Raw genomic sequence first — 24,259 nt, 5'->3', positions numbered from 1 at the left:
CCATCGCGAGCAGGCTCGCTCCCACATTTTGATCTGTGCCTGACGCTGAATTTGTCGTCGCCACACATCCCCTGTGGGAGCGAGCCTGCTCGCGATGAGGCCCTCTAGGTCGATCTCACTTCGGCCCGAGAATCTTCACCAGCTTGTCCGGCGACGGTGCGCCTTGCTGCTGTTGCAGTTCGCCCTTGTCATCCAGGTAGAAAATCGCCGGGGTGGCGGACAGTTCCAGTTCTTCCATCAACTGCAGGTTGGCGTCCAGTTTTGCCTGGATGGCCGGCGGTATGTTTTTGAGGGGTTTGAGCGCGCTGCCCTTGCCGGCCTTCTCGTGGGTTTCCAAGGCCTGCTCAGGGTCCTTGGCCGCCAGCAATGCGGCGGATTTTCCTGGGCTGTCTTCACGGATGATGCCCACCATGATGTGGCGTAACTGCACCTTGCCGGCTTTGACCCATGGCCGTGCCTGTTCCCAGAACATGTTGCAGTACGGGCAGTTCGGGTCACTGAACAGATAGACGGTGCGCGGCGCGTCCTTGCTGCCGTCGGCGATCCAGTTGCTCGCTTCCATCTTCCCCCAGATGGCCTTGGCCATTGGGGCATAGACCAGCTTTTGCAGCGGCTCGGCGCTCAGGTCCTTGCCGTCGGCGTCGTACAGGTTGCCCAGCAAGACATGCTGGCCATCGGGTGTCAGGTACAGCGCCATCCCACGGTTCTGGTATTGCGCCGCGTAACCGCGCAATCCGTCCGGCGCCTCGAACGTGCCGACGATTTTCGCGCCCTTGGCTTCGATTTTCTTGATGGCCGCGGGCAGTTCTTCGGCGTGCAGCAGCGGTGCCTGCGACAGCGTGGCGGCGACGGCCAGGGTCAGCAAGTGGCGGAGGCGGGGCATGAGGGTTTCCTTGTGGCGGAGTGGGGAGCCGAGGTTGAATCCGGCGTTTCGAAGTTCTCCAGGGCGCGGGCCAGGCTCGCTTCTGACAATTCGCCCAAGTGACTGTCCAGCAGGCGGCCGTCGGCGCTGTAGAACAAGGTGGTTGGCAGTGCCATGGAACCGACGGCTTGACCGAGGCGACCGCTGCCATCAAACAGCACGTTGTCCAGGCTCAAGCCCTGGGTGGCCAGATAAGTGCTGACGCTTTGCATGCTTTCGGCCTGGTTGACGAACAGGAACGTCAGGTCCGGGCGCTGCTGCTGGGCCTCTTCCAGCACGGGCATTTCGCGCCGGCAGGGTGGGCACCAGGTGGCCCAGAGGTTGATCACCAGGGGCCCGCCCTGATAATCGGTGAGTTTCACCGTCTCGCCGTTGGCGTTACGCAGATTGATTTCCGGCAGTCGGGTACCTTGTTCATAGATCGTCAACGACATCGTCGCCACCAGCCAGAACAACAGGCCGCTGCCCACGCCGAAACCCAACGGCCGGCGCAAGGCCGGTCGGTGCCGGCCCCACAGCAACGCGCCAATCACCAGCGCGACGATCCCCGGCCAGGCCAGAAAACCGCCGTCGCGCAGGTCGACGATCTGCCACAGGTCATCCTGGTAATGGTTCCAGTAGGCGGCGACGAAGCCGATCCGTGCGGCCAGAAGCCCCAGCAAAAACAGCACGAACAGCACCGATTCCGGGTTTTCGCCACCGCGCTTGGCTACTCGCCAGCCTACCAGGGTCGCCAGTGCCAACGCGCTGATCAGCAATAGATGGTTAAGCGCAATGGCAAAGGTGCCGAGGGTAAACGTCAGCATCAGCGCGCGTTCCGAGTCATGTTCCAGTGCTCCAGGAATTCCTTGGCATTGACTTCCCCGGTGATCCGCTGGCTGCGCCGCTCTTGACCGTCGGCGCCAATCCACAGCAGGCTCGGTGGCCCCGGCACTTGATAGCGGCCCAGCAGTTCGCGACTGGCGGCATTGTCGGCGGTGACGTCCAGACGCACCAGACGTACGTCTTTCAAGGCGTCCAGCACATCGGCGCGGCCGAACACCTGTTTTTCCATGATCTTGCAGGACACGCACCAGTCGGCGTAGTAGTCCAGCAAGACCCATTGGCCCTGGGCCTTGGCCGCATCCAGTTCCCGCTGCAGGGCGGCAGGCTCGCTGACCGTGATAAAGGCATCATGGGTGCTGACGGCCGAGCTTTCCGAGGTGCCTGCATAGACCTCCAGGGGCTGGAAGAAATCATCGCCGCCACCCGCCGCGCCGATCACCAGCAGGCTGCCCCACAGACCGAACAGCAGCGACGCGCTGCCGCATACATAGGCTGTGCGACCGAAACCTTCGGTCTGCCGCCAGGCGCTATAGGCGGCAATCAACAACAGCGTGCCCCACAGGCCGATCCACAGCGAGCCGTCGATGACCGGGCGAATCATGAGGATCGCGGTGCCCAGGAACAGGAAACCGAACACGCCCTTGAGCACATTCATCCAGGCGCCGGGTTTGGGCAGGAAACGATTGCCCACGGTCACCAATAGCAACAGCGGCAGGCCAATGCCCACGCCCATGGCGAACAGGATCAGCCCGCCGTGCAACGCATTGCCGCTTTGGGCGATGTACAGCAGCGCACCGGCCAGCGGGGCAGTCATGCACGGGCCCACCAACAGGCCGGACAAGGCTCCGAGAATACCGGCGCCCACCAGGCTGCCGCCGCGGCGCTGGCGTCCGGCACTTTCCAGGCGGTCGCGCAGGGCGGCCGGTAACTGCAATTCGAAGAAACCGAACATCGGTAGCGCCAGCACCACGAAGATCGCCGCGAAAGTGCCCAGCAGCCACGGTTGTTGCAGCAGTGCCTGAAGGTTGGCCCCCAGCAGCGCGGCGATTACGCCCATGGCGGCATACACCAGGGCCATGCTGATCACGTAGCTGATGGCCAATGCCAATCCACGCCGAGGGCTGGCGCCGCTGCCCACCACCACCCCGGCCAGGATCGGCAACATGGGCAGCGAGCACGGCGTAAACGCCAGCAACAGGCCCAGGCCAAAGAACACCAGCAGGCTCCAGCCCAAGGCCCGTTGCTGCAGGCCGCTGGCCAAGGCCTGGTCCGGCGCCTCACCATTGGCAACCGCTGGTGCAGTGCCACCCAGGTCCACCACCTGGGTCTGGGGCGGATAACACAAGCCCGCGTCGGCGCAGCCCTGGAAGCCGACCTTGATCTTGCCGGTGGCACCGGCGGGAATCTTTAGTTCCAGCGCCTGGCGATAAACCTGTTGATCGCCGAAAAACTCGTCGCTATGGGCTTCACCCTCCGGCAACTTCGGCTTTTGCGCCTCGGCAAGACCGTCGAATTTGAGTCGCTGCTGATACAGGTAGTAGCCGTCGGCAATCTGCCAGAACAACTGGGTTTCACCGGAGTCCAGGCGTTCGGAGGTAAACACGAAGGCCTTTTCCACCGGCAGGAAATCGGTTTTGGTCTCGAAGGGATTGGCGGCCTGGGCCAGGCCCGAGATCAGGAGCAGCCACAGCAAAAACAATCGACGCATGGATAAAGCCTTAGAACGGAGCAAGTGGAATGCACGATGGCGACTGGCGATTAACCGTCGATTAACCCGGCGACGATCGGCAGGTAGCAATGATCGCCCATGTTTGCCGTACTCGTCGCATAATGTCGGCTTAATCGGCCGGCGGCCTAATGTACCTTTTTCCACGGGGCTTACCATGCACGTACTGGTCTGCGAAGACGATGAGTTGATCGCCAGCGGGATCGTCGCCGGGCTCACGGCCCAGGGCCTGACCGTCGAACACGTCGCCACGGCGTCGGCGGCGCGGGCGATGGTCGGCGTGGCCCGGTTCGACGTCATGGTGCTGGACCTGGGGCTGCCCGACGAGGACGGCCTTAAATTGTTGCGCCAATTGCGCCAGCAAGGTCTGGAAATACCGGTGCTGATCCTCACCGCCCGGGACTCGGTGACCGACCGGGTCGACGGCTTGCAGGCCGGTGCCGATGATTATCTGCTCAAACCCTTTGATCTGCGTGAACTCGCGGCGCGCCTGCACACCTTGCTACGGCGCGTGGCGGGGCGCAGCGTCAATCTGATCGAGCACGGTCGCCTGACCTACGACCCCAGCAGCCGGGAAACCACCCTCGGCGGACAGCCGGTGGACCTTTCCCGGCGTGAGCAGTCATTGCTGCAGGCGCTGTTGCACAGTCGCGGTCGGGTCCTGTCCACCGAGCAACTCAAGGACAGCGTCTACGGGTTCAATGACGAACTGGAAAGCAACGCCCTCAACGTCCATATCCATCACCTGCGGCGCAAGCTCGGCAATGGCATTGTCGAGACGGTCCGCGGGCTGGGTTATCGGCTGGGGCCGGCCGACGACGGGGAGTCCTCCAAGTGATGAGCCTGCGATTGCGCCTGAGTCTGACCCTCGGCGCGGCCTTCGCCCTGATCTGGGCCCTGGCGGCGGCGTGGATGCTCAGTGATCTGCGCAACCAGATGATGTTTTCCCTTGACCAGCGACTGGTGGCTTCGGCGCGGATGGTCGCCGGGCTGCTGGAGCAGATGCCGCCATTGCCCAGCAAAGGTGAAGGCACGCACCTGAGGACCGAGCATGTGAGTATTCCGGGGGGCATGGCTTGCCAGGTCAGCTCCTTGCGGGGGGAGATCCTGGCCCGCAGCCATGGCACCCCAGACCAAACCCTGGAAGCCGAGAAGCTGGGCTTTCACGACCAGATGATCGACGGCGCGCCCTGGCGCAGTTTCACCCTGGCCCGAGGGGATTTGCGCATCACCACCGCCGACCGCCAGATCGAACGCGAAGCCTTGAACATGTCGGTGCTGTTGGCGGCCTCGGTACCGGTCGGCGTGGCGCTGCTGGGCTGCCTGTGCCTGTTATGGCTGGGCATCGGCCAGGGCCTGGCACCGCTCAATCGCATGCGCGATGCATTGATGCGACGCAATGCCGACTCCCTGGAGCCTCTGCAGATCCATCCGCTGCCCAGTGAGCTGCGGCCGTTGCTGGAGACCCAGAACCAGCTGTTCCAGCGTATCGGTAAGACCATTGAGCGCGAGCGCCGGCTGACCGGCGATGCCGCCCATGAGTTGCGCAGCCCGTTGACGGCTATCAAGACTCACCTGCAAGTGGCGCGCATGACCGAAGGCGTCGCCCGCGATCAGTCCCTGGCCCGGGCCGAGGAGGGCGCCGACCGCTTGCACCGCACCCTCGAACAGTTGTTGCTGCTGGCCCGGGTCGAGGGCAGCCTGTCGTTCGACGATGGCGTGCAATGCAACGCCGAGCAAGTGGCGCGACTGGCGATCCAGGATGCGACCGGCGGAGCTCCCCAGCGGATCAAGTTGCATTTGGCACCCGGGGTGTCCGACGCGCCGGTGCAAATGCCGGCGGTGCTTTCCATCGCCGCCTTGCGCAATCTGCTGGACAACGCCTTGCGTCATACGCCGGACGGGACCGAGGTGCAATTGAGCCTGGAAATGATTGGCCAGCGTGTACGCTTCCAGGTTCGCGATCATGGTCCCGGCATTGACGCCGACGATATCCAGTACCTGACCCAGCGCTTCTGGCGCAATGGCCAGAGCACCGGCTGCGGACTGGGGTTGGCGATTGTCCAGGCCATCGTCCAGCGTTGTGGTTGCGGTCTGCATTTCGACAGCCGTCCGGACGGATTGCGGGTTGAATTGACGATGCCTGTACAGGTGGGTTAACCCAGGTCTACCGGGGAGCTGCATACATCCGTTGTAACGACCTGCCATTGGCGCACCCACCTCATCCGGGGCTATGTTTTTCTCAGCTCGACTCAAGGACTGAGGAACACCGCGCCATGGAACCACTCATTGAAATAAGCACCGCCACCCCCAGCGATGCCGGCATCATCAGCCGGATCGCCGAACGCTCCATCCGCCTCGGATGTGCCGCCGAACACCGTAACGACCCGCGCATCGTGGCAGCCTGGATACGCCACAACACCCTCGCTCACCTACAACCCTTACTGCTCGACCCAAGGTTGCGCCTGACCCTGGCGCGTTTGCAGGGGCGGCTGGTGGGCACCGCCATGGCCTCGGTTTCAGGCCGGATCGCGTTCTGCTATGTGCAACCGGAATGGTTTCGCCGCGGTGCCGGGCGAGCGCTGGTACGGGATATCGAGGGGTGGTTGCGCGGTCGCGGGGTCGTCCAGGTGACACTCAATAGCACACGCAGCAGCCATGGGTTCTATCGACATCTGGGGTTCAGGCAAAGCGCCGAGGCGTTCGCCATCGGCGGTGTCACCGCCATTGCCATGCACAAGCCACTGGTCGAGCCTGCGGGGGAAAGTTCGATTCCAGAGTAAATCCTTGCCGCGCCGGTGCGTTTCCACAACAGGAAACCTGCACGTGCGCCCCGACCGGATGCGCACCTGCCCGGTGTGCCATTTGGGTCACTACTACAGTGTATTGCGGGGTCGAGAGATGTCAGTCGCCAATAGTCTTATCGAAGCACAGCCGGCGCGGGTCAGTTGCGCGCCGACCGAGACGCTCTACCAATTCAACGAGTCGCCGCTGCTGGCCCGCCAGAGCCGGCAGGAGTCCAACGCCCGCAGCTATCCACGGCGCATTCCCTTGGCCCTCAAGCGCGCCAGGGGTTTGTATGTCGAGGACGTCGAGGGTCGCACTTTCATCGACTGCCTGGCCGGGGCCGGCACCCTGGCCCTGGGGCATAACCATCCGGTGGTGATCGAGGCGATCCAGCAGGTGCTGAGCGATGAGTTGCCTTTGCATACCCTGGACCTGACCACGCCGGTCAAGGATCGCTTCGTTCAGGACCTGTTCGGCCTGTTGCCGGCGGACCTTGCCGCCGAGGCGAAGATCCAGTTCTGCGGCCCCACCGGCACTGATGCGGTGGAAGCTGCTCTCAAACTGGTGCGCACGGCCACCGGGCGCAGCACCGTGTTGTCGTTTCAGGGCGGTTATCACGGCATGAGCCAGGGGGCGCTGAGCCTGATGGGCAGCCTGGGACCGAAGAAACCCTTGGGCGCCTTGCTCGGTAACGGTGTGCAATTCATGCCTTACCCCTACGATTACCGCTGTCCGTTCGGTTTGGGCGGTGCCTCGGGGGTGAAGGCCAATCTGCATTATCTGGAAAACCTGCTGACCGACCCCGAGGCCGGCGTGCAATTGCCGGCGGCGGTGATCGTAGAGGTGGTGCAGGGCGAGGGCGGGGTCATACCGGCCGATCTGGATTGGTTGCGCGGGTTGCGGCGCATCACCGAGCAGGCGGGCGTGGCGTTGATTGTCGACGAGATCCAGAGTGGTTTTGGCCGCACCGGTAAAATGTTCGCGTTCGAACACGCCGGCATCATTCCAGATGTGGTGGTGCTGTCCAAGGCCATCGGCGGCAGCCTGCCGCTGGCGGTGGTGGTTTATCGCGACTGGCTCGATACCTGGCTGCCGGGAGCCCATGCCGGGACCTTCCGTGGCAATCAAATGGCCATGGCTGCCGGTTCCGCGGTGATGCGCTATCTGGTGGAACACAACCTGCCGGCCCACGCCAGCGCCATGGGCGATCGCTTGAGCGAACACCTGCACGTCCTGCAGCGGGATTTTGCGCAACTGGGCGATATCCGTGGACGCGGGCTGATGCTTGGCGTCGAACTGGTTGACCCGGCCGGAATGCCGGATGCCTTGGGCCACCCGCCGGTAGATGCGCGCTTGGCGCCACGGTTGCAACGTGAATGCCTCAAACGCGGGTTGATCCTGGAGTTGGGTGGCCGGCAGGGCGGCGTGGTGCGTTTCCTGCCGCCGCTGACCATCACAGCGACGGAGATCGACCGGGTTGCCGAGATTTTCGGACGCGCCTTGAAGGCTGCCGTTGCCCAAGCCTAATTTTCACCCGGCTCCAAACGTTCCTTTCATACCCTGGCTGCGCATGCGCCGCAGTGAACCTCGAACAAAGATGGAGAGACACCCATGACTTCAGTATTCGACCGCGAGGACATCGTCTTTCAGGTCGTGGTCAACCACGAAGAACAGTATTCGATCTGGCCTGAGTACAAAGCCATCCCCGAAGGTTGGCGTGCGGTTGGCAAAAGCGGCTTCAAAAAGGACTGCCTGGCCTACATCGAAGAAGTCTGGACCGACATGCGTCCCTTGAGCCTGCGCAAGAAAATGGATGAGCAGGTGGCGGTAGTCCATTAATGCAGAGCATGTAAGGACGCCTCAACCCCTGTGGGAGCGAGCCTGCTCGCGATAGCGGTGGATCAGCGACATTAATGTTGGCTGGCACTCCGCTATCGCGAGCAGGCTCGCTCCCACAGGGTTTTGTGTTGTTGCGGGTTACTTGAACCGCCGCTCCACCCCTTTCTCCACCAGGATCTTCGCCGAAATCTCTTCCACGGAAAAATGCGTGGAGTTGATGTGGGGAATGTTCTCCCGCCGGAACAGGTTTTCTACCTCGCGTACTTCGAATTCGCACTGGGCGTAGCTCGAATAGCGGCTGTTGGGCTTGCGCTCGTTGCGGATCGCGGTGAGGCGATCCGGATCGATGGTCAGGCCGAACAGCTTGTGCTGGTGGGCGCGCAGGGCGCTGGGCAGTTGCAGGCGCTCCATGTCGTCCTCGGTCAGCGGATAGTTGGCCGCGCGGATACCAAATTGCATCGCCATGTACAGGCACGTCGGCGTCTTACCACAGCGCGACACACCCACTAGGATCAAATCGGCCTTGTCGTAATAATGCGTACGGGCGCCATCATCGTTGTCCAGGGCGAAGTTGACCGCCTCGATGCGTTCCATGTAGTTGGAGTTATGACCAATGGAATGGGATTTGCCGACCGAGTAGGACGAATGCTCGCTCAGCTCCTGCTCCAGAGGCGCCAGGAAGGTGGAAAAAATGTCGATCATGAAACCATTGGACGTTGCGAGAATCTCACGGATGTCCTGATTGACGATGGTATCGAAGATAATCGGGCGGAAACCGTCGGTTTCGGCGGCTTTATTGATTTGCTGTACCATGGCCCGCGCCTTGTCGACACTGTCGATGTACGGACGTATGAATTTGGCGAAGGTAATGTTTTCGAATTGCGCCAACAGGCTTTGGCCCAGTGTTTCGGCTGTAATGCCGGTGCCGTCGGAGATAAAGAAAGCAGATCGTTTCATTTGCGCCTTGGGCCCTAGTGAGCTAGTGACGATTCTTGGATATGATAGGCGCGATTTGCCGGCCGCCAGTGGCCCGCATTCTCACTTATTTTCCAGGTCCAGGCCATATCGCCGGTATTCGCTCCCCTGGAGCCACCGGTGCCTTGAGCTTTTCCAACACAGTTAGTGGAGAGATCACCTTGGTAGAGTACGTAGTTTCCCTCGATAAGCTCGGCGTCCATGATGTAGAGCATGTGGGGGGCAAGAACGCATCCCTGGGCGAGATGATCAGTAACCTCGCCGGTGCCGGCGTATCGGTGCCAGGTGGCTTCGCCACGACGGCTCAGGCTTATCGTGACTTTCTGGAACTGAGCGGCCTGAACAAACAGATCCACGACGCGCTCGATGCCCTGGACGTCGATGACGTCAACGCCTTGGCCAAGACCGGCGCCCAGATCCGCCAATGGATCATGGAAGCCGAGTTTCCCGAGAAGCTGAACGCCGAAATTCGCACCGCCTTCGCCAAACTGTCCGAAGGCAATCCCGACGTTGCCGTCGCCGTGCGCTCCTCGGCCACCGCCGAAGACCTGCCGGATGCCTCCTTCGCCGGCCAGCAGGAAACCTTCCTGAATATCCGTGGCGTGGAAAACGTCATCCGTGCCGCCAAGGAAGTCTTCGCTTCCCTTTTCAATGACCGTGCCATTTCCTACCGTGTGCATCAGGGCTTCGACCACAAACTGGTCGCCCTGTCTGCCGGTGTTCAGCGCATGGTCCGCTCCGAAACCGGCACCGCCGGGGTAATGTTCACCCTCGACACCGAGTCGGGTTTCCGTGACGTGGTGTTCATCACTGGCGCCTACGGCCTGGGTGAAACCGTCGTACAAGGCGCGGTGAACCCGGATGAGTTCTATGTCCATAAAGGCACACTGGAAGCCGGTCGTCCGGCCATCCTGCGCCGTAACCTGGGCAGCAAGGCCATCAAAATGATTTACGGCGACGAAGCCAAGGCCGGTCGTTCGGTCAAGACCGTCGACGTGGACAAGGCCGAGCGCGCGCGCTTCTGCCTGAGCGACGCCGAAGTCAGCGAGCTGGCCAAGCAGGCGATGATCATCGAGAAGCACTACAAGTGCCCGATGGACATCGAATGGGCCAAGGACGGTGACGACGGCAAGCTGTATATCGTGCAGGCCCGTCCGGAAACCGTGAAGAGCCGTACCCAGGCCAATGTCATGGAGCGCTATCTGCTCAAGGAAACCGGCACCGTGCTGGTGGAAGGCCGTGCCATCGGCCAGCGCATCGGCGCCGGCAAGGTGCGGATCATCAAGGACGTCTCGGAGATGGATAAGGTCCAGGCCGGCGATGTGCTGGTTTCCGACATGACCGACCCGGATTGGGAACCGGTGATGAAACGCGCCAGCGCCATCGTCACCAACCGCGGCGGACGTACCTGCCACGCGGCGATCATCGCCCGTGAACTGGGCATTCCGGCTGTGGTCGGTTGCGGCAACGCCACTCAGTTGCTCAAGGACGGCCAGGGCGTCACCGTGTCCTGCGCCGAAGGCGATACCGGCTATATCTTCGAAGGCGAACTGGGCTTCGACATCAAGAAGAACTCCGTGGACGCCATGCCGGACCTGCCGTTCAAGATCATGATGAACGTCGGCAACCCGGATCGCGCCTTCGACTTCGCGCAACTGCCGAACGCGGGTGTGGGCCTGGCCCGCCTGGAATTCATCATCAACCGCATGATTGGCGTGCACCCCAAGGCGTTGCTGAACTACGACGGCTTGCCGCCGGAGATCAAGGACAGCGTCGACAAGCGCATTGCCGGTTACAACGATCCGGTCGGTTTCTACGTCGAAAAACTGGTGGAAGGCATCAGCACCCTGGCGGCTGCGTTCTGGCCGAAAAAGGTCATCGTGCGCCTGTCGGACTTCAAGTCCAACGAATACGCCAACCTGATTGGCGGCAAGCTCTACGAGCCGGAAGAAGAAAACCCGATGCTGGGCTTCCGAGGCGCTTCGCGTTACATCAGCGAATCGTTCCGTGACTGCTTCGAACTCGAGTGCCGCGCCCTCAAGCGTGTGCGCAACGAGATGGGCCTGACCAACGTCGAGATCATGGTGCCGTTCGTGCGCACCCTGGGCGAAGCGAGCCAGGTTGTCGACCTGTTGGCGGAAAACGGCCTGGCCCGTGGTGACAACGGCCTGCGCGTGATCATGATGTGCGAGCTGCCGTCCAACGCGATCCTCGCTGAAGAATTCCTTGAATTCTTCGACGGTTTCTCCATCGGCTCCAACGACCTGACCCAGCTGACCCTGGGCCTGGACCGTGACTCCGGCATCATCGCGCACCTGTTCGACGAGCGGAACCCGGCGGTCAAGAAGCTGCTGGCCAATGCCATTGCCGCCTGCAACAAGGCCGGCAAGTACATCGGCATCTGCGGTCAGGGCCCTTCGGACCACCCGGACCTGGCTAAGTGGCTGATGGAGCAGGGCATCGAAAGCGTTTCGTTGAACCCCGACTCCGTGCTGGAGACCTGGTTCTTCCTGGCTGAAGGTCAGGCTGCGGTCTGATCGAGTGAAGGGGCCTCACCGGCTGATGTCAGTCGGTGAGCGCAGCCCTTGTGGGAGCGAGCCTGCTCGCGATGGCGGAGTGTCAGTCAACGTTGATTTGCTGATCCACCGCCATCGCGAGCAGGCTCGCTCCCACAGGTTGCGCGGCAGCCCCTTTTGATTGAAGTAGGGCGGGCTCCAGGCGGATGCCGCCCTTTTTTGTGCAAGAGCATTATGCAAAGCAGCAGCAACCTTTTTCCTGTCGCCCTGATCAGCGCCGAGCGGCGTGGTGATCTGAGCGAAGACGTCTATCGTCTGAAGCCCGGCAACAGCCCGGACTACAGCGTTGAACTGGCCGTCACCCGACTGGGCATGGCCGACGGCAGCGAGGTTCGCGGCGTTCCCGTGATCCTGCTGCACGGCAGTTTTTCCAACCGGCGCTTCTGGTATTCGCCCAAGGGCCTGGGACTGGGGGCCTATCTTGCGCGGCTGGGCTTTGACGTGTGGATTCCCGAAATGCGCGGCCATGGCCTGTCCCAGCGCAATCACGACTACCGCAAGAACCGCGTGGCCGATTACGCTCGTTACGACCTGCCGGCCATCGGTGCCTTCGTGCGTGAGCAGAGCGGGCAGGTGCCACACTGGATCGGCCACTCTTTGGGCGGCATCACCCTGGCGGCGGCGTTGGGCGGTCACTATCTGGGCGAGCCGGCGGTGGCTTCGGCGGCGTTTTTTGGCACCCAGGTCAGCCGCACCTATTGGCCGTTGAAGATCCCGCCGGTGGAATGGAGCGGACGTTTCATTCTCAAGCGTTTTGCCCAGTTGTCCGGTTCGCGGCTCAAGCGCGGCCCGGAGGACGAGCCCATCGGCCTGGCGCTGGAGAGCATGCGCTGGTATGGCCTGTTCGGGCGTTTTGGTGATGCGCAGAAGAACTGGTGGGCGGGGCTGGCCGATGTGCAGGTGCCGATACTGGCGGTGAGCGCGGCCGGCGACCAGCAGGATCCGACCTGGGCTTGCCGCAAACTCTTCGAGCAGGTCGGCTCTGCGCACAAGCAGTTTGTCTGCCTGGGCCGGGAGCAGGGCTTTACCGACGATTTCGGCCATGTCGAGATGCTGGTCAGCAAAGCGGCCCATGCTGAGGTCTGGCCGCTGGTGGCGCGTTGGCTGGCAGATCAGCATGCACCGCTACTGGCGGATCCATCCAGGCTGGCCGAAGCGGTTTGAAGCGAAGGCTCTGACAAGGGCATTTCGCTCTTGTCGGCTTGCGGCTAAGATATGACGCGATACGCGGTTCCGGTCACAAACGGTTGCTCACTCAGCCTGACGTTCCAGCCTTTACAGGAGTTGTTCAATGAACCATTACCTCACGCCCGACCTGTGCGACGCCTACCCGGAGTTGGTGCAAGTGTTGGAGCCGATGTTCAGCAATTTCGGTGGCCGCGATTCCTTCGGCGGCGAAATCGTGACCATCAAATGCTTCGAGGACAACTCCCTGGTCAAGGAGCAGGTGGAACTCAAGGGCAACGGCAAAGTGTTGGTGGTCGATGGCGGCGGCTCACTGCGCCGGGCATTGCTGGGTGACATGCTGGCCGAAAAAGCCGCGAAAAACGGCTGGGAAGGGCTGGTGATTTACGGTTGCATCCGCGACGTCGACGTCATTGCCCAGACAGACCTTGGTGTCCAGGCCCTGGCCAGCCATCCGATGAAAACCGACAAGCGTGGCATCGGCGATCTCAATGTCGCGGTGACCTTTGCCGGCGTGACGTTTCGTCCAGGCGAGTATGTCTATGCGGACAACAACGGCGTGATTGTGTCGCCCAGCCCGCTGAAAATGCCTGAATGAAGCGTCAAAGCCATAAGGGATGAGGATGTTCGAGGAAGAAAACGCGCAATGGGGGCTGGTGCATGCCCTGGTGCTGGACGGTAATGGTGGCGCGCGTTCGATAGCCCGGACAGAACTCGACGATTTGCAGTTACAGGCCCACGAAAGCTTGTGGCTGCACTGGGATCGCAGTCATCCGCAAACCCACACCTGGCTGCGCAAGTCCAGTGGCCTGAGCGAATTCAACTGCGACCTGCTGCTGGAGGAGAACACCCGGCCGCGCCTGTTGCCGCTGCCCAACGCCGAACTGCTGCTGTTTCTGCGCGGCGTCAACCTCAATCCGGGCGCAGAACCGGAGGACATGGTGTCGGTGCGGATCTTCGCGTCCCCCCAGCGAGTGATCTCCCTGCGCCTGCGTCCGTTGCGCGCCACCGATGAACTGTTGACGCAACTGGCCGAGGGCGAGGGGCCAAGGACTGCGTCGGAACTCATCCTTTATATGGCGCAGTACCTGACCAACAAGGTGCAGGATCTGGTCACCCAGCTCTCGGAAATCGTCGATAGCGAAGAAGAAAAGATTGATACCGACGAACGGTATACCCCCGAGCATGATGCCATTTTGCACATTCGCAGAAGGGCGGCCGGGCTGAAGCGGTTCCTGGCCCCCCAGCGGGATATTTTCGGCCAGATGACACGGCTCAAACTGCCGTGGTTTGTCGAGGATGATGGCGATTACTGGAATGAATTGAACAACAGCCTGACCCGCTACCTCGAAGAGCTGGAATTGACCCGAGAGCGCGTGGGGCTTGTGCTGGAGGCCGAGGACCGGCGTCTGTCGGTGCGTATGAATCGCACCATGTACCGCTTCGGCATCATCACCGGGATTTTTCTGCCGATGAGTTTTCTCACCGGTCTTTTGGGCATCAACGTCGGCGGTATTCCGTTCTCCGAAAGCCCTTATGGCTTCCTGGTTGCATGCCTGTTGATGGTCGGCGTGGCCCTCGGTCAGTGGTGGCTGTTCCGCCGTTTGCGCTGGGTTTGACGGGGCGCCATGTGACCTGCCGAAATTTGATCGCGTCTTTCACAGACATCACGAGAGGTGCGTATGCACGATCCGTTTGAACAGTCTTTGCGCGACATGCTCAAGGCTTCGCCGTCCAGCCGGGACGACGATGCATGCCTGGGACGTGTACTGAAAACCGCCAACCGCCAGGTTGGCGCCGGCGATCTGTTCAGCCTGCTGGGCCGCTGGTTGCCCGCGCTGATGATCGCCCTGAATAACGGGTCGGCCCACGTTTCGCCGGTTTCCCGTCGTAAACCTGTTACTCGCACCGCTGATAAGGCTGATTGAATATGGAACTTGATCTCTGGACCCAGAGCCTCGTCACGGCAATGACCGCGTTGTGGACCAAGGTGGCTAATTTCATCCCCAACCTCTTCGGCGCCCTGGTGGTGCTGTTGTTGGGGTTCGTGGTGGCCAAGCTGCTGGACACCCTGCTTTCAAAACTGCTCGCCAAATTGGGGCTCGACCGCCTGATGGGCGGCACCGGCCTGACCAAGCTGCTGTCGCGCGGTGGCATTCAGGTTCCGATCTCGACCTTGGTCGGCAAGATCGTCTACTGGTTCGTTCTGCTGATTTTCCTGGTTTCTGCCGCTGAATCCCTGGGCCTTGAGCGAGTTTCAGCTACGCTCGATATGCTAGCGCTGTATTTGCCGAAGGTTTTCGGTGCCGCGCTGGTATTGCTGGTGGGCGTTCTGCTGGCGCAATTGGCCAACGGGCTGGTGCGCGGCGCGGCCGAAGGTGTCGGGCTTGACTACGCCCAGGGCTTGGGGCGAATTGCCCAGGGCCTGGTGATCATCATCAGTATTTCGGTCGCGATCAGCCAGTTGGAGGTCAAGACTGACCTGCTCAACCATGTGATCGTCATCGTATTGATTACCGTTGGTCTGGCGGTTGCGCTGGCAATGGGGTTGGGAAGCCGGGAAATCGCCGGCCAGATTCTTGCGGGAATCTATGTGCGTGAATTGTATGAGGTTGGGCAACAAGTGCGTGTTGGCGAGGTCGAAGGCCAGATCGAAGAGATCGGCACGGTGAAGACCACATTGCTGACCGAGGAGGGTGAATTGGTATCGCTCTCCAATCGGATCCTACTGGAACAGCATGTGAGTAGCCGCTAACCCGGCAAACCCTGCTAATGTATGCCGCCGCAAAATGCCCGTTAACGCAGGCTGCGGCGCACATTGACCTAGACTGTCGGCCCGACTTGTTTTGAACAAACCCCAATCGCTATCCACGCGCTACGACCCCCGTGATCTCTCCGATGAGGAGTTGGTCGCGCGCGCGCATACGGAACTTTTCCACGTAACGCGTGCTTACGAAGAATTGATGCGCCGTTACCAGAGAACATTATTTAACGTTTGTGCGCGTTATCTGGGGAACGATCGTGATGCTGACGATGTCTGTCAGGAGGTGATGTTGAAGGTGCTGTATGGCCTGAAGAACTTCGAGGGGAAATCGAAGTTCAAGACATGGCTCTATAGCATCACGTACAACGAATGCATCACGCAGTACCGCAAGGAACGGCGAAAGCGTCGCTTGATGGATGCTTTGAGCCTGGATCCTCTGGAGGAAGCGTCTGAAGAAAAGGCGCCCAAACCAGAGGAAAAGGGTGGGCTGGATCGCTGGCTTGTCCATGTGAACCCGATCGACCGGGAAATTCTGGTGCTACGATTTGTCGCAGAGCTGGAATTCCAAGAGATCGCAGACATAATGCACATGGGGTTGAGCGCGACAAAAATGCGTTACAAGCGCGCTCTTGATAAATTGCGTGAGAAATTTGCGGGTATTGCTGAAACTTAGTTCGGCGCAAATATCTCTTACGTGTAGGCAAGTTCTGATAGACTTGTCGCCGAGTTGTCCCCCGGTTTGCGGGACTGCTTTACAATCACCAGATGGGGATTTAACGGATGAAACTGAAAAACACCTTGGGCTTTGCCATTGGTTCTTTGATTGCTGCCACTTCGTTCGGCGCTCTGGCACAAGGCCAAGGCGCAGTTGAAATCGAAGGCTTCGCCAAGAAAGAAATGTTCGACAGCGCTCGCGACTTCAAGAACAACGGCAACCTGTTCGGCGGCTCGATTGGTTACTTCCTGACCGACGACGTAGAACTGCGTCTGGCCTACGACGAAGTGCACAACGCACGTGCCGAAGACGGTCGTAACATCAAGGGCTCCAACACCGCTCTGGACGCTCTGTACCACTTCAACAACCCAGGCGACATGCTGCGTCCTTACGTATCGGCTGGTTTCTCCGATCAGAGCATCGGTCAGAACGGCCGTAGCGGTCGCAACGGCTCCACCTTCGCCAACGTTGGCGGCGGTGCCAAGCTGTACTTCACTGACAACTTCTACGCCCGTGCCGGCGTTGAAGCTCAGTACAACATCGACCAGGGCGACACCGAGTGGGCTCCAAGCGTCGGTATCGGTGTGAACTTCGGTGGCGGCTCCAAGCCTGCTGCTGCTCCAGTTCCAGCTCCGGCTGAAGTCTGCTCCGACAGCGACAACGATGGCGTGTGCGACAACGTCGACAAGTGCCCTGACACCCCAGCCAACGTAACCGTTGACGCTGATGGCTGCCCAGCTGTTGCTGAAGTCGTACGTGTTGAGCTGGACGTCAAGTTCGACTTCGACAAGTCGGTCGTTAAAGAAAACAGCTACGGCGACATCAAGAACCTGGCTGATTTCATGAAGCAGTACCCATCCACCACCACTACTGTTGAAGGTCACACTGACTCCGTCGGTCCTGACGCTTACAACCAGGCTCTGTCCGAGCGTCGTGCAAACGCCGTTAAGCAAGTCCTGACCAACCAGTACGGTGTTGAATCGTCCCGCGTTCAGTCTGTTGGCTACGGCGAATCCCGCCCAGTTGCCGACAACGCTACTGACGCTGGCCGTGCTGTTAACCGTCGCGTAGAAGCGCAGGTTGAAGCCGAAGCTAAGTAATTAGCCCACAGCTTTGGAAAAGCCCGGCTTAGGCCGGGCTTTTCTTTGCCTGCGATTTATGAAAATCAGGGGCGGGGCTGGAGAAACACAAAAAACTGTGGGAGCGAGCCTGCTCGCGATGGCGGTGTGTCAGTCAGCATCAATGTTGCTGATCCACCGCCATCGCGAGCAGGCTCGCTCCCACAGGTTTGCTGGTGTCTGTGCTATAGCGCCGAAGCCTGGACCCAGGCCGGTTGCGCGCCTGCCAGCTCAGCAGCTCTGGCCACCTCGCCAATCACCAGGATCGCCGGGCTCTTGAGTTGAAATGCGCCTGCATCGGCCTCCATCGAGGTCAGGTCACTGCGACAGTCGCGCTGATGGGGCAGGGAGGCATTTTCAATCATCGCCACCGGCGTGTCCGCCGCCAGGCCTCCGGCCAGCAGTTGCTCGCGGATCTCGCTCAGTTTCGCCACCCCCATGTACACCACCAAGGTGGTCCCGCTTTGTGCCAAGGCTTGCCAGTTCAGGCTGCTACCGTCCTGGGTGTGGGCGGTGACCAGCGTCACGCCCCGGGCAATCCCACGCAGCGTCAGCGGAATATCACATTGCGTCGCACCCGCGAGGCCGGCCGTAATGCCATTGACCAGTTCCACTTCGACGCCATGCTCGCGCAGCCACTGCGCCTCTTCGCCGCCTCGGCCGAAGATGCACGGGTCGCCGCCCTTGAGGCGTACCACGCATTTGCCCTGACGGGCATAACGCAGCATCAGCCGATGGATAAAAGCCTGTGGCGTGGAACGGCATCCGCCGCGCTTGCCGACGGCGATGATCCGCGCGCCAGGGCAGTGCTCCAGCACTGCATCGTTGACCAGATCGTCGATCAACACCACGTCGGCTTCGCCCAAGGCACGCACGGCTTTGAGGGTCAGCAATTCAGGGTCGCCAGGACCTGCACCCACCAGCCAGACTTTTGCGTTCATAGTGTTTTCCTCACGAGACAGCGGCCACCGGTTGCGCAGTGGCAACCAGCAGGCGTTTGATTTCCGGTACACAGGAGCCGCATTGCGTGCCGCAGCCCAGTTCCTGTTTCAGCCCCTGCAAGTCCAGGCCACGTTCAATGCCGGCGCAGATCGCACGCTGGCTGACGTTCATGCAGTTGCACAGTGTTTTGCTGCCGCCAACGGCGGCGCCGGCATTGCCTGGTGGGGCGCTCAAAGGCGCCAGCAGCCAGCGCCGCAACTGCTCATCGGCGCGGCCTTCCAGCCAGAGGTTTTGCAGCCAGTGGCGGGCCAGGGTTTCGCCGGCCAGGCGAATGGCGGTGATGCGACCGTTCTCGATTCGCACCCGTTTACCGATGGAACGACGCGGGTCGTCATAGGCCAGCACCGGCCCTTCGATCAGCCCCAATTGCTCGTCGATCGCCTGCAGCAACTGCGGTTCGGGGGCGACGGCGCTGGCCGCGCGAATCAGCAACGCGGGACGTTCGCGCCCAGTCAGGCTCAGGCTGACGTAGGCAAACGCCTCGCACAGTGGTCGCAAAGTCTCCAAGTGCTGTTGAACATCGCCTTCGACCAGGGCGAAAAGCTGCCAGGGCAGGTTCACCGGTTCCAGGCGCACGCCGCTGTGTTTGAGTTCCGGCTGTTTTGACAGGGGGTCGAAGGCCGGTTGAGTCAGGGTATTGACCCCACCCTTGAGAAAGCGGTCGCCCCAGTGCATGGGCAGAAACGCCTGCCCGGGGCGCACGCTGTCGTCGCTGTCCACCGCCACGATCACGGCGCCACGACGGCTCTTGAGGCTGACCAGGTCACCGGCTTGCAGCCGATGGCGAAGCAGTTCGTCAGGGTGCAGGCTGAGCACGGCTTCGTTCACATGACCGAACAATTGCGCGGCGGTGCCGGTGCGGCTCATGCCATGCCATTGGTCCCGCAGGCGACCCGTGTTGAGGGTCAATGGGTAGCGGGCGTCGCGCAACTCTTTGGCGGCGCGATACGGTTCTGCGACAAACCGCGCGCGGCCATTGTCGGTAGGAAAAATCCCGTCCAGATACAGGCGCGGTGTTCCGCTGCTGGCGCCTTGCGGGAAGGGCCATTGCTGAGGACCGAGTTGATCGATCAGGGCATGGCTGATACCGGACAAGTCCAGGTCGCGGCCACGGGTCAGTTGCTTGTATTCATCGAACAACTGAGCCGGGGTTTCAAAGGCGAACAGGCTGGGTTGACCCGGGCGCAGGCGTTTCTCCAGGCGTTGGGCGAAATCCACGGTAATTGCCCAGTCCGGCCGTGCCTCACCCGGTGCGGCAATCGCCCGGCGGACGTGGGAAATACGCCGTTCGGAGTTGGTCACCGCCCCTTCTTTCTCGCCCCAACTGGCCGCTGGCAGCAGCAGGTCGGCAAACGCGGCGGTTTCGGTGGTCCGGAAGGCCTCTTGCAGCACCACGAATGGACAGGCTTGCAGGGCTTCCCGGACCGCCGTCTGGTCAGGCATCGACTGCGCGGGGTTGGTGCAGGCAATCCACAGTGCCTTGATCTTGCCACTTCGAACCTGTTCGAACAGTTCGATGGCGCTCAAACCCGTGGTCGCGGGCAATTGTTCAACACCCCAGTAGCGGGCGACTTCGGCGCGATGTTCGGCGTTGGCGGCGTCGCGATGACCCGGCAGCAGGTTCGACAAGCTACCGGTTTCCCGACCGCCCATGGCATTGGGCTGACCGGTCAGAGAGAAGGGCCCGGCGCCCGGCCGGCCGATTTGGCCGGTGGCCAGGTGCAGGTTGATCAACGCGCTGTTCTTCGCACTGCCGGCGGTGGACTGATTCAAGCCCATGCACCACAACGACAGGAAGCTGGGCGACGTGCCGACCCATTCGGCGCACTGGTGCAGTTGCTCGACGCTGATGCCGCAGATCTGGGCGACCATGGCCGGGGTGTAGTCGCGCACCAGGTTCTTGAGGTCCGCCAGGCCTTCGGTGTGGGCCTTGATGAAGCCGCGGTCGACCCAGTCTTCCCACAACAACAGGTGCAAAATCCCATGGAACAAGGCGACATCGGTGCCCGGCAGGATCGCCAGATGCAGGTCGGCAAGGTCGCAGGTGTCGGTTCGCCGTGGGTCGATGACGATGATTTTCATCTGTGGTCGGCGGGACTTGGCGTCCTCGAGGCGGCGAAACAGGATCGGATGGGCGTAGGCCATGTTACTGCCGACAATCATCACACAGTCGCTCAGCTCCAGGTCTTCATAGCTGCAGGGCGGGGCGTCGGCACCGAGGCTGCGCTTGTAGCCCACCACGGCGGAGGACATGCACAGCCGGGAATTGCTGTCGATGTTGTTGGTGCCCACCAGTGCCCGGGCGAGTTTGTTGAAGGCGTAGTAGTCCTCGGTCAGCAGTTGCCCGGAGATGTAGAACGCCACGCTGTCGGGGCCGTGTTCGGCGATGGTATCGGCGAAGATGCTGGCCGCGTGATCCAGCGCGCTGTCCCAATCGGTGCGGGCGCGGGACAGGCCCTTGCCCAGGCGCAGTTCGGGATATAAGGCGCGCGCGGCGAGGTCGCCGGTCAGGTGCAGGGTCGAACCTTTGCTGCACAGTTTGCCGAAGTTGGCCGGGTGGGCGGGATCGCCACTGACGCCGAGGATACGCTCGTCGTCATGTTCGATCAGCACGCCGCAACCGACCCCGCAATAACAGCAGGTCGAGGCGGTGGTTTGACGGCTCATCAGCTTGCTTCCCGCAATGCCAGCATCACCCGGCCGTTTTCGACCCGCGCCGCATGATGATGAGCGCAACCCACATCCGGGGCCTGGGCCTGGCCGGTTTCCAGGTCGATCTGCCAGTTGTGCAGCGGGCAGGCCACGCGCTTGCCATAGATCAACCCCTGGGACAGCGGGCCACCCTTGTGCGGGCAGCGGTCATCGAGTGCGAAAACCTCATCGTCGCTGGTACGAAAAATCGCGATATCGCCTTTCGGGCCATTGATGATGCGCGAGCCCAGGGCGTTGATCTCTTCCAGTGCGCAGATATCCAGCCAGTTCATGCCGGTACCTCCAGGTTTTTCACGGTGATGACTTCAAACTCTTTCTTCAGCTGGGGCTGTTCCAGGCGTTCTTTCCATGGGTCCTGTTCCAACGACAGGGAGAACTTCAGGCGGTCATGCAAGGCTTTGCGTCGTTGCGGATCTTCAAGTACCGCTTTCTTGATGTGCTCCATGCCGACCCGTTGCATGTAGTGCACGGTGCGTTCGAGGTAGAAGGCTTCTTCGCGGTACAACTGCAGGAATGCGCCGTTGTATTCGCGCACTTCTTCGGCGGTCTTGAGTTTGACGAAGAATTCGGCGACCTCAGTCTTGATCCCGCCGTTACCGCCGATGTACATCTCCCAGCCGGAATCGACGCCGATAATGCCGACATCTTTGATGCCCGCTTCCGAGCAGTTGCGGGGGCAACCGGAAACGGCCAGCTTCACTTTGTGGGGCGACCACATGTTGAAGAGGTCGTGCTCCAGCTCGATTCCCAATTGGGTGGAGTTCTGCGTGCCAAAACGGCAGAATTCGCTGCCTACGCAGGTTTTTACGGTGCGGATGGATTTGCCATAAGCGTGGCCGGACGGCATGTCCAGGTCTTTCCAGACTCCGGGTAGATCCTGCTTTTTGATCCCTAGCAAGTCGATACGCTGGCCGCCGGTGACCTTGACCATCGGCACGTTGTATTTGTCGGCCACATCGGCAATGCGCCGCAACTCAGACGGATTGGTCACGCCACCCCACATCCGCGGGACGACGGAGTAAGTGCCATCTTTCTGGATGTTGGCGTGGGCACGCTCGTTGATCAGGCGCGACTGCGGATCGTCGTGCGCTTCGCCGGGCCAGGTGGAAATCAGGTAGTAGTTGAGCGCCGGGCGGCAGGTGGCGCAGCCGTTTGGGGTGCGCCAGTTCAGGTAGCTCATGGTTGCGGCGATGGTCAGCAGATGCTGGTCGCGGATCGCCTGGCGAATCTGCCCATGGTTGAGATCGCTGCAACCGCAGATGGCTTTTTCGCTTTTCGGTTTGACGTCCGCCGCGCCGCCCACGGTGTTGATCAGGATCTGCTCCACCAAACCGGCGCAGGAGCCACAGGAACTGGCGGCCTTGGTGTGTTTTTTCACATCATCGACGCTGAACAGCCCATGCTCCTGGATCGCCTTGACGATGGTGCCCTTGCACACGCCGTTGCAGCCGCAGACTTCGGCGGTGTCGGCCATGTTCATGGCTTTGTCCTGGCCCTGGTGTCCTACGTCTCCCAGGGCGTTTTCCCCAAACATCAGGTGATCGCGGATCTCGCTGATGGTGTGGTTCTCACGGATCTGACGGAAATACCAGCCACCGTCTGCCGTATCGCCGTACAGACAGGCGCCGACCAGCACGTCATCCTTGATCACCAGTTTTTTGTAGACGCCACCAATCGGGTCGGAAAGGGTGATGGTCTCGGTGCCTTCGCCGCCCATGAAGTCCCCGGCGGAGAACAGGTCGATGCCGGTGACTTTGAGTTTGGTCGAGGTCACTGACCCCTTGTAGGTGGCGAAGCCCAGTTGCGCGAGGTGGTTGGCACAGACCTTGGCTTGCTCGAACAGCGGTGCCACCAGGCCGTAGGCGGTTCCACGGTGGCTGGCGCATTCACCGATGGCATAGATGCGCGGGTCGTAGGTTTGCATCGTGTCGTTGACCAGAATCCCGCGGTTGCAAGGGATGCCGGACTTTTCCGCCAGTTCGGTATTGGGGCGGATACCGGCGGCCATCACCACCAGATCGGCCGGGATGATGTCACCGTTTTTGAATTGCACCGAGCCGACCCGGCCATTGCCGGCGTCGTGCAGGGCTTGCGTTTGTTCGCTCAGGCGGAATTTCAGCCCGCGATTTTCCAGGGCGGTTTGCAGCAACTGACCGCTGGTCTTGTCCAGCTGACGCTCCAGCAGCCATTCACCCAGGTGCACCACTGTCACGTCCATGCCCCGCAGTTTCAAGCCGTTGGCGGCTTCCAGGCCGAGCAGCCCGCCGCCGATCACCACGGCGTGTTTGTGGGTCTTGGCGGTGTTGATCATCGCCTGGGTGTCGGCGATGTCGCGGTAGCCGATGACGCCATCCAGGGTGTTGCCGGGGATCGGCAGGATGAATGGCGTGGAGCCTGTGGCGATCAGCAGACGGTCGTATTCGGCTTCGCTGCCGTCCTCGGCGATGACCCGGCGCTTGACTCGGTCGATCTCCACGACCTTGCGGTTGAGCAGCAGCTTGATGTTGTTGTCCAGGTACCAGCTCAGGTCGTTGAGCACGATCTCTTCAAACGTCTGCTCGCCGGCGAGCACGGGCGAGAGCAGGATTCGGTTGTAGTTGGTATGAGGCTCGGCGCCGAACACCGTGATGTCGTATAGCTCATTGCTCAGCTTGAGCAGTTCTTCAAGGGTTCGAACCCCGGCCATGCCGTTGCCGATCATCACCAGTTTGAGTTTCTTCATCAGGGTTCTCCACAAGCTCAGGCCCGGTTCATCACGGTGCTCGGACTGGCTCGATACTTTTACGAAAACAAAAAAAGGCGTCCCGCTAGTTGCCTAGCGAGGACGCCTTTGTCCTTGTCCCGTTCTCTCGGGAAGCACCGCCCTCATCGTTGGAGGCGTTGCTTTATGTATGGTGAGAGAGGTTATGCAGTGGTTGTGCCAACTGGCTTGAGGGCGCGGATTTATTGGAGGGGAGGCGGGTTGTGCGGATTGGAGCGGGATTTATTGCACCGAATCAAAGCGTGTTGCCCGGTAATGGAGCGTCCCGCAGGCGCAGTTGCAGGGACCATCAGGCCGCCATCGCGAGCAGGCTCGCTCCTACATTGGATCTGCGGTGGACACAAAACCTGTG

The 24,259-nt window shown here is 61.1% G+C and carries 21 protein-coding genes; 13 read left to right on the top strand and 8 right to left on the bottom strand.

Annotation, left to right across the window (positions count from 1 at the left end; translation table 11 throughout):
* Positions 1 to 115 precede the first annotated feature (115 nt).
* From dsbG to dsbD, 3 genes are read right to left on the bottom strand one after another with little or no spacing between them, the layout of a single operon-like run.
* Positions 116 to 883: a thiol:disulfide interchange protein DsbG gene (gene dsbG / locus BW979_RS21850; RefSeq protein ID WP_076385669.1), complete on the bottom strand. Its 768-nt coding sequence runs from the start codon at positions 881 to 883 to the stop codon at positions 116 to 118.
* On the bottom strand, positions 859 to 1,728 hold the full coding sequence (locus BW979_RS21845; protein ID WP_076385667.1) for a TlpA disulfide reductase family protein: 870 nt from the start codon (positions 1,726 to 1,728) through the stop codon (positions 859 to 861). The genes dsbG and BW979_RS21845 overlap by 25 nt, the downstream gene beginning before the upstream one ends.
* On the bottom strand, positions 1,728 to 3,455 hold the full coding sequence (gene dsbD / locus BW979_RS21840) for a protein-disulfide reductase DsbD (RefSeq protein ID WP_076385665.1): 1,728 nt from the start codon (positions 3,453 to 3,455) through the stop codon (positions 1,728 to 1,730). Before dsbD ends, BW979_RS21845 begins: the two co-directional genes overlap by 1 nt.
* A gap of 175 nt (positions 3,456 to 3,630) precedes the next feature.
* Between dsbD and BW979_RS21835 the strand changes: the two genes are divergently transcribed.
* From BW979_RS21835 to BW979_RS21815, 5 genes are all read left to right on the top strand, one after another.
* Positions 3,631 to 4,311: a response regulator gene (locus BW979_RS21835; RefSeq protein WP_047227135.1), complete on the top strand. Its 681-nt coding sequence runs from the start codon at positions 3,631 to 3,633 to the stop codon at positions 4,309 to 4,311.
* Positions 4,308 to 5,633, top strand: a complete 1,326-nt coding sequence (locus BW979_RS21830) for an ATP-binding protein (RefSeq protein WP_047227136.1) — start codon at positions 4,308 to 4,310, stop codon at positions 5,631 to 5,633. Before BW979_RS21835 ends, BW979_RS21830 begins: the two co-directional genes overlap by 4 nt.
* A gap of 116 nt (positions 5,634 to 5,749) precedes the next feature.
* Positions 5,750 to 6,256 (top strand): GNAT family N-acetyltransferase, encoded by a 507-nt coding sequence (locus BW979_RS21825; RefSeq protein ID WP_076385663.1) that lies wholly within the window; start codon positions 5,750 to 5,752, stop codon positions 6,254 to 6,256.
* A gap of 118 nt (positions 6,257 to 6,374) precedes the next feature.
* Positions 6,375 to 7,787, top strand: coding sequence for an aspartate aminotransferase family protein (locus tag BW979_RS21820; protein ID WP_047227280.1), 1,413 nt, complete (start codon positions 6,375 to 6,377; stop codon positions 7,785 to 7,787).
* An 84-nt stretch (positions 7,788 to 7,871) separates the two neighbouring features.
* Complete coding sequence (locus BW979_RS21815) at positions 7,872 to 8,099, top strand: MbtH family protein (RefSeq protein WP_047227138.1); 228 nt, start codon at positions 7,872 to 7,874, stop codon at positions 8,097 to 8,099.
* Positions 8,100 to 8,237: 138 nt separating this feature from the next.
* Here the strand turns inward: BW979_RS21815 and ppsR are convergent, their stop codons facing one another.
* Entirely contained in the window at positions 8,238 to 9,056 is an 819-nt protein-coding gene (ppsR, locus tag BW979_RS21810) for a posphoenolpyruvate synthetase regulatory kinase/phosphorylase PpsR (RefSeq protein ID WP_003199510.1), read from the bottom strand.
* 179 nt (positions 9,057 to 9,235) lie between these two features.
* On the opposite strand from ppsR, the gene ppsA reads away from it, so the two are divergent.
* The 8 genes from ppsA to BW979_RS21770 all read left to right on the top strand — a co-directional run bounded on the left by ppsA (position 9,236) and on the right by BW979_RS21770 (position 17,414).
* The gene (ppsA, locus tag BW979_RS21805; protein WP_047227140.1) at positions 9,236 to 11,611 is read left to right on the top strand and encodes a phosphoenolpyruvate synthase; all 2,376 of its coding nucleotides are present in this window, start codon (positions 9,236 to 9,238) and stop codon (positions 11,609 to 11,611) included.
* Positions 11,612 to 11,824: 213 nt separating this feature from the next.
* On the top strand, positions 11,825 to 12,814 hold the full coding sequence (locus BW979_RS21800; RefSeq protein ID WP_047227141.1) for an alpha/beta fold hydrolase: 990 nt from the start codon (positions 11,825 to 11,827) through the stop codon (positions 12,812 to 12,814).
* A 127-nt stretch (positions 12,815 to 12,941) separates the two neighbouring features.
* Positions 12,942 to 13,433 (top strand): ribonuclease E activity regulator RraA, encoded by a 492-nt coding sequence (gene rraA / locus BW979_RS21795; protein WP_047227142.1) that lies wholly within the window; start codon positions 12,942 to 12,944, stop codon positions 13,431 to 13,433.
* 25 nt (positions 13,434 to 13,458) lie between these two features.
* Positions 13,459 to 14,454 carry a zinc transporter ZntB gene (locus tag BW979_RS21790; RefSeq protein WP_047227143.1) on the top strand — a complete coding sequence of 332 codons (996 nt, stop codon included), beginning with the start codon at positions 13,459 to 13,461 and terminating at the stop codon, positions 14,452 to 14,454.
* Between the two features lie 63 nt (positions 14,455 to 14,517).
* On the top strand, positions 14,518 to 14,763 hold the full coding sequence (locus tag BW979_RS21785) for a hypothetical protein (protein ID WP_014337331.1): 246 nt from the start codon (positions 14,518 to 14,520) through the stop codon (positions 14,761 to 14,763).
* A 2-nt stretch (positions 14,764 to 14,765) separates the two neighbouring features.
* A complete protein-coding gene (locus BW979_RS21780; protein ID WP_047227144.1) occupies positions 14,766 to 15,590 on the top strand; it encodes a mechanosensitive ion channel family protein in 825 nt (274 codons plus the stop codon).
* Positions 15,591 to 15,681: 91 nt separating this feature from the next.
* Entirely contained in the window at positions 15,682 to 16,272 is a 591-nt protein-coding gene (gene sigX / locus BW979_RS21775) for an RNA polymerase sigma factor SigX (protein WP_042729583.1), read from the top strand.
* A 107-nt stretch (positions 16,273 to 16,379) separates the two neighbouring features.
* Positions 16,380 to 17,414, top strand: a complete 1,035-nt coding sequence (locus BW979_RS21770) for an OmpA family protein (RefSeq protein WP_076385661.1) — start codon at positions 16,380 to 16,382, stop codon at positions 17,412 to 17,414.
* Between the two features lie 203 nt (positions 17,415 to 17,617).
* Here the strand turns inward: BW979_RS21770 and cobA are convergent, their stop codons facing one another.
* The 4 genes from cobA to nirB are packed head-to-tail and all read right to left on the bottom strand — an operon-like array spanning position 17,618 to position 23,868.
* Entirely contained in the window at positions 17,618 to 18,373 is a 756-nt protein-coding gene (cobA, locus tag BW979_RS21765) for a uroporphyrinogen-III C-methyltransferase (protein WP_047227146.1), read from the bottom strand.
* 10 nt (positions 18,374 to 18,383) lie between these two features.
* Entirely contained in the window at positions 18,384 to 21,101 is a 2,718-nt protein-coding gene (locus tag BW979_RS21760; RefSeq protein WP_076385659.1) for a nitrate reductase, read from the bottom strand.
* Positions 21,101 to 21,418 carry a nitrite reductase small subunit NirD gene (gene nirD / locus BW979_RS21755; protein ID WP_047227148.1) on the bottom strand — a complete coding sequence of 106 codons (318 nt, stop codon included), beginning with the start codon at positions 21,416 to 21,418 and terminating at the stop codon, positions 21,101 to 21,103. Before nirD ends, BW979_RS21760 begins: the two co-directional genes overlap by 1 nt.
* Positions 21,415 to 23,868, bottom strand: coding sequence for a nitrite reductase large subunit NirB (gene nirB / locus BW979_RS21750; protein WP_047227149.1), 2,454 nt, complete (start codon positions 23,866 to 23,868; stop codon positions 21,415 to 21,417). The genes nirD and nirB overlap by 4 nt, the downstream gene beginning before the upstream one ends.
* Positions 23,869 to 24,259: the final 391 nt, after the last annotated feature.

This window comes from Pseudomonas sp. A214 (assembly GCF_900156295.1).
In the GTDB taxonomy this organism is placed as follows: domain Bacteria; phylum Pseudomonadota; class Gammaproteobacteria; order Pseudomonadales; family Pseudomonadaceae; genus Aquipseudomonas; species Aquipseudomonas rhizophila.
Note: the sequence above shows the minus strand (reverse complement) of the source record. Positions and strands in the feature narration are given on the sequence as shown.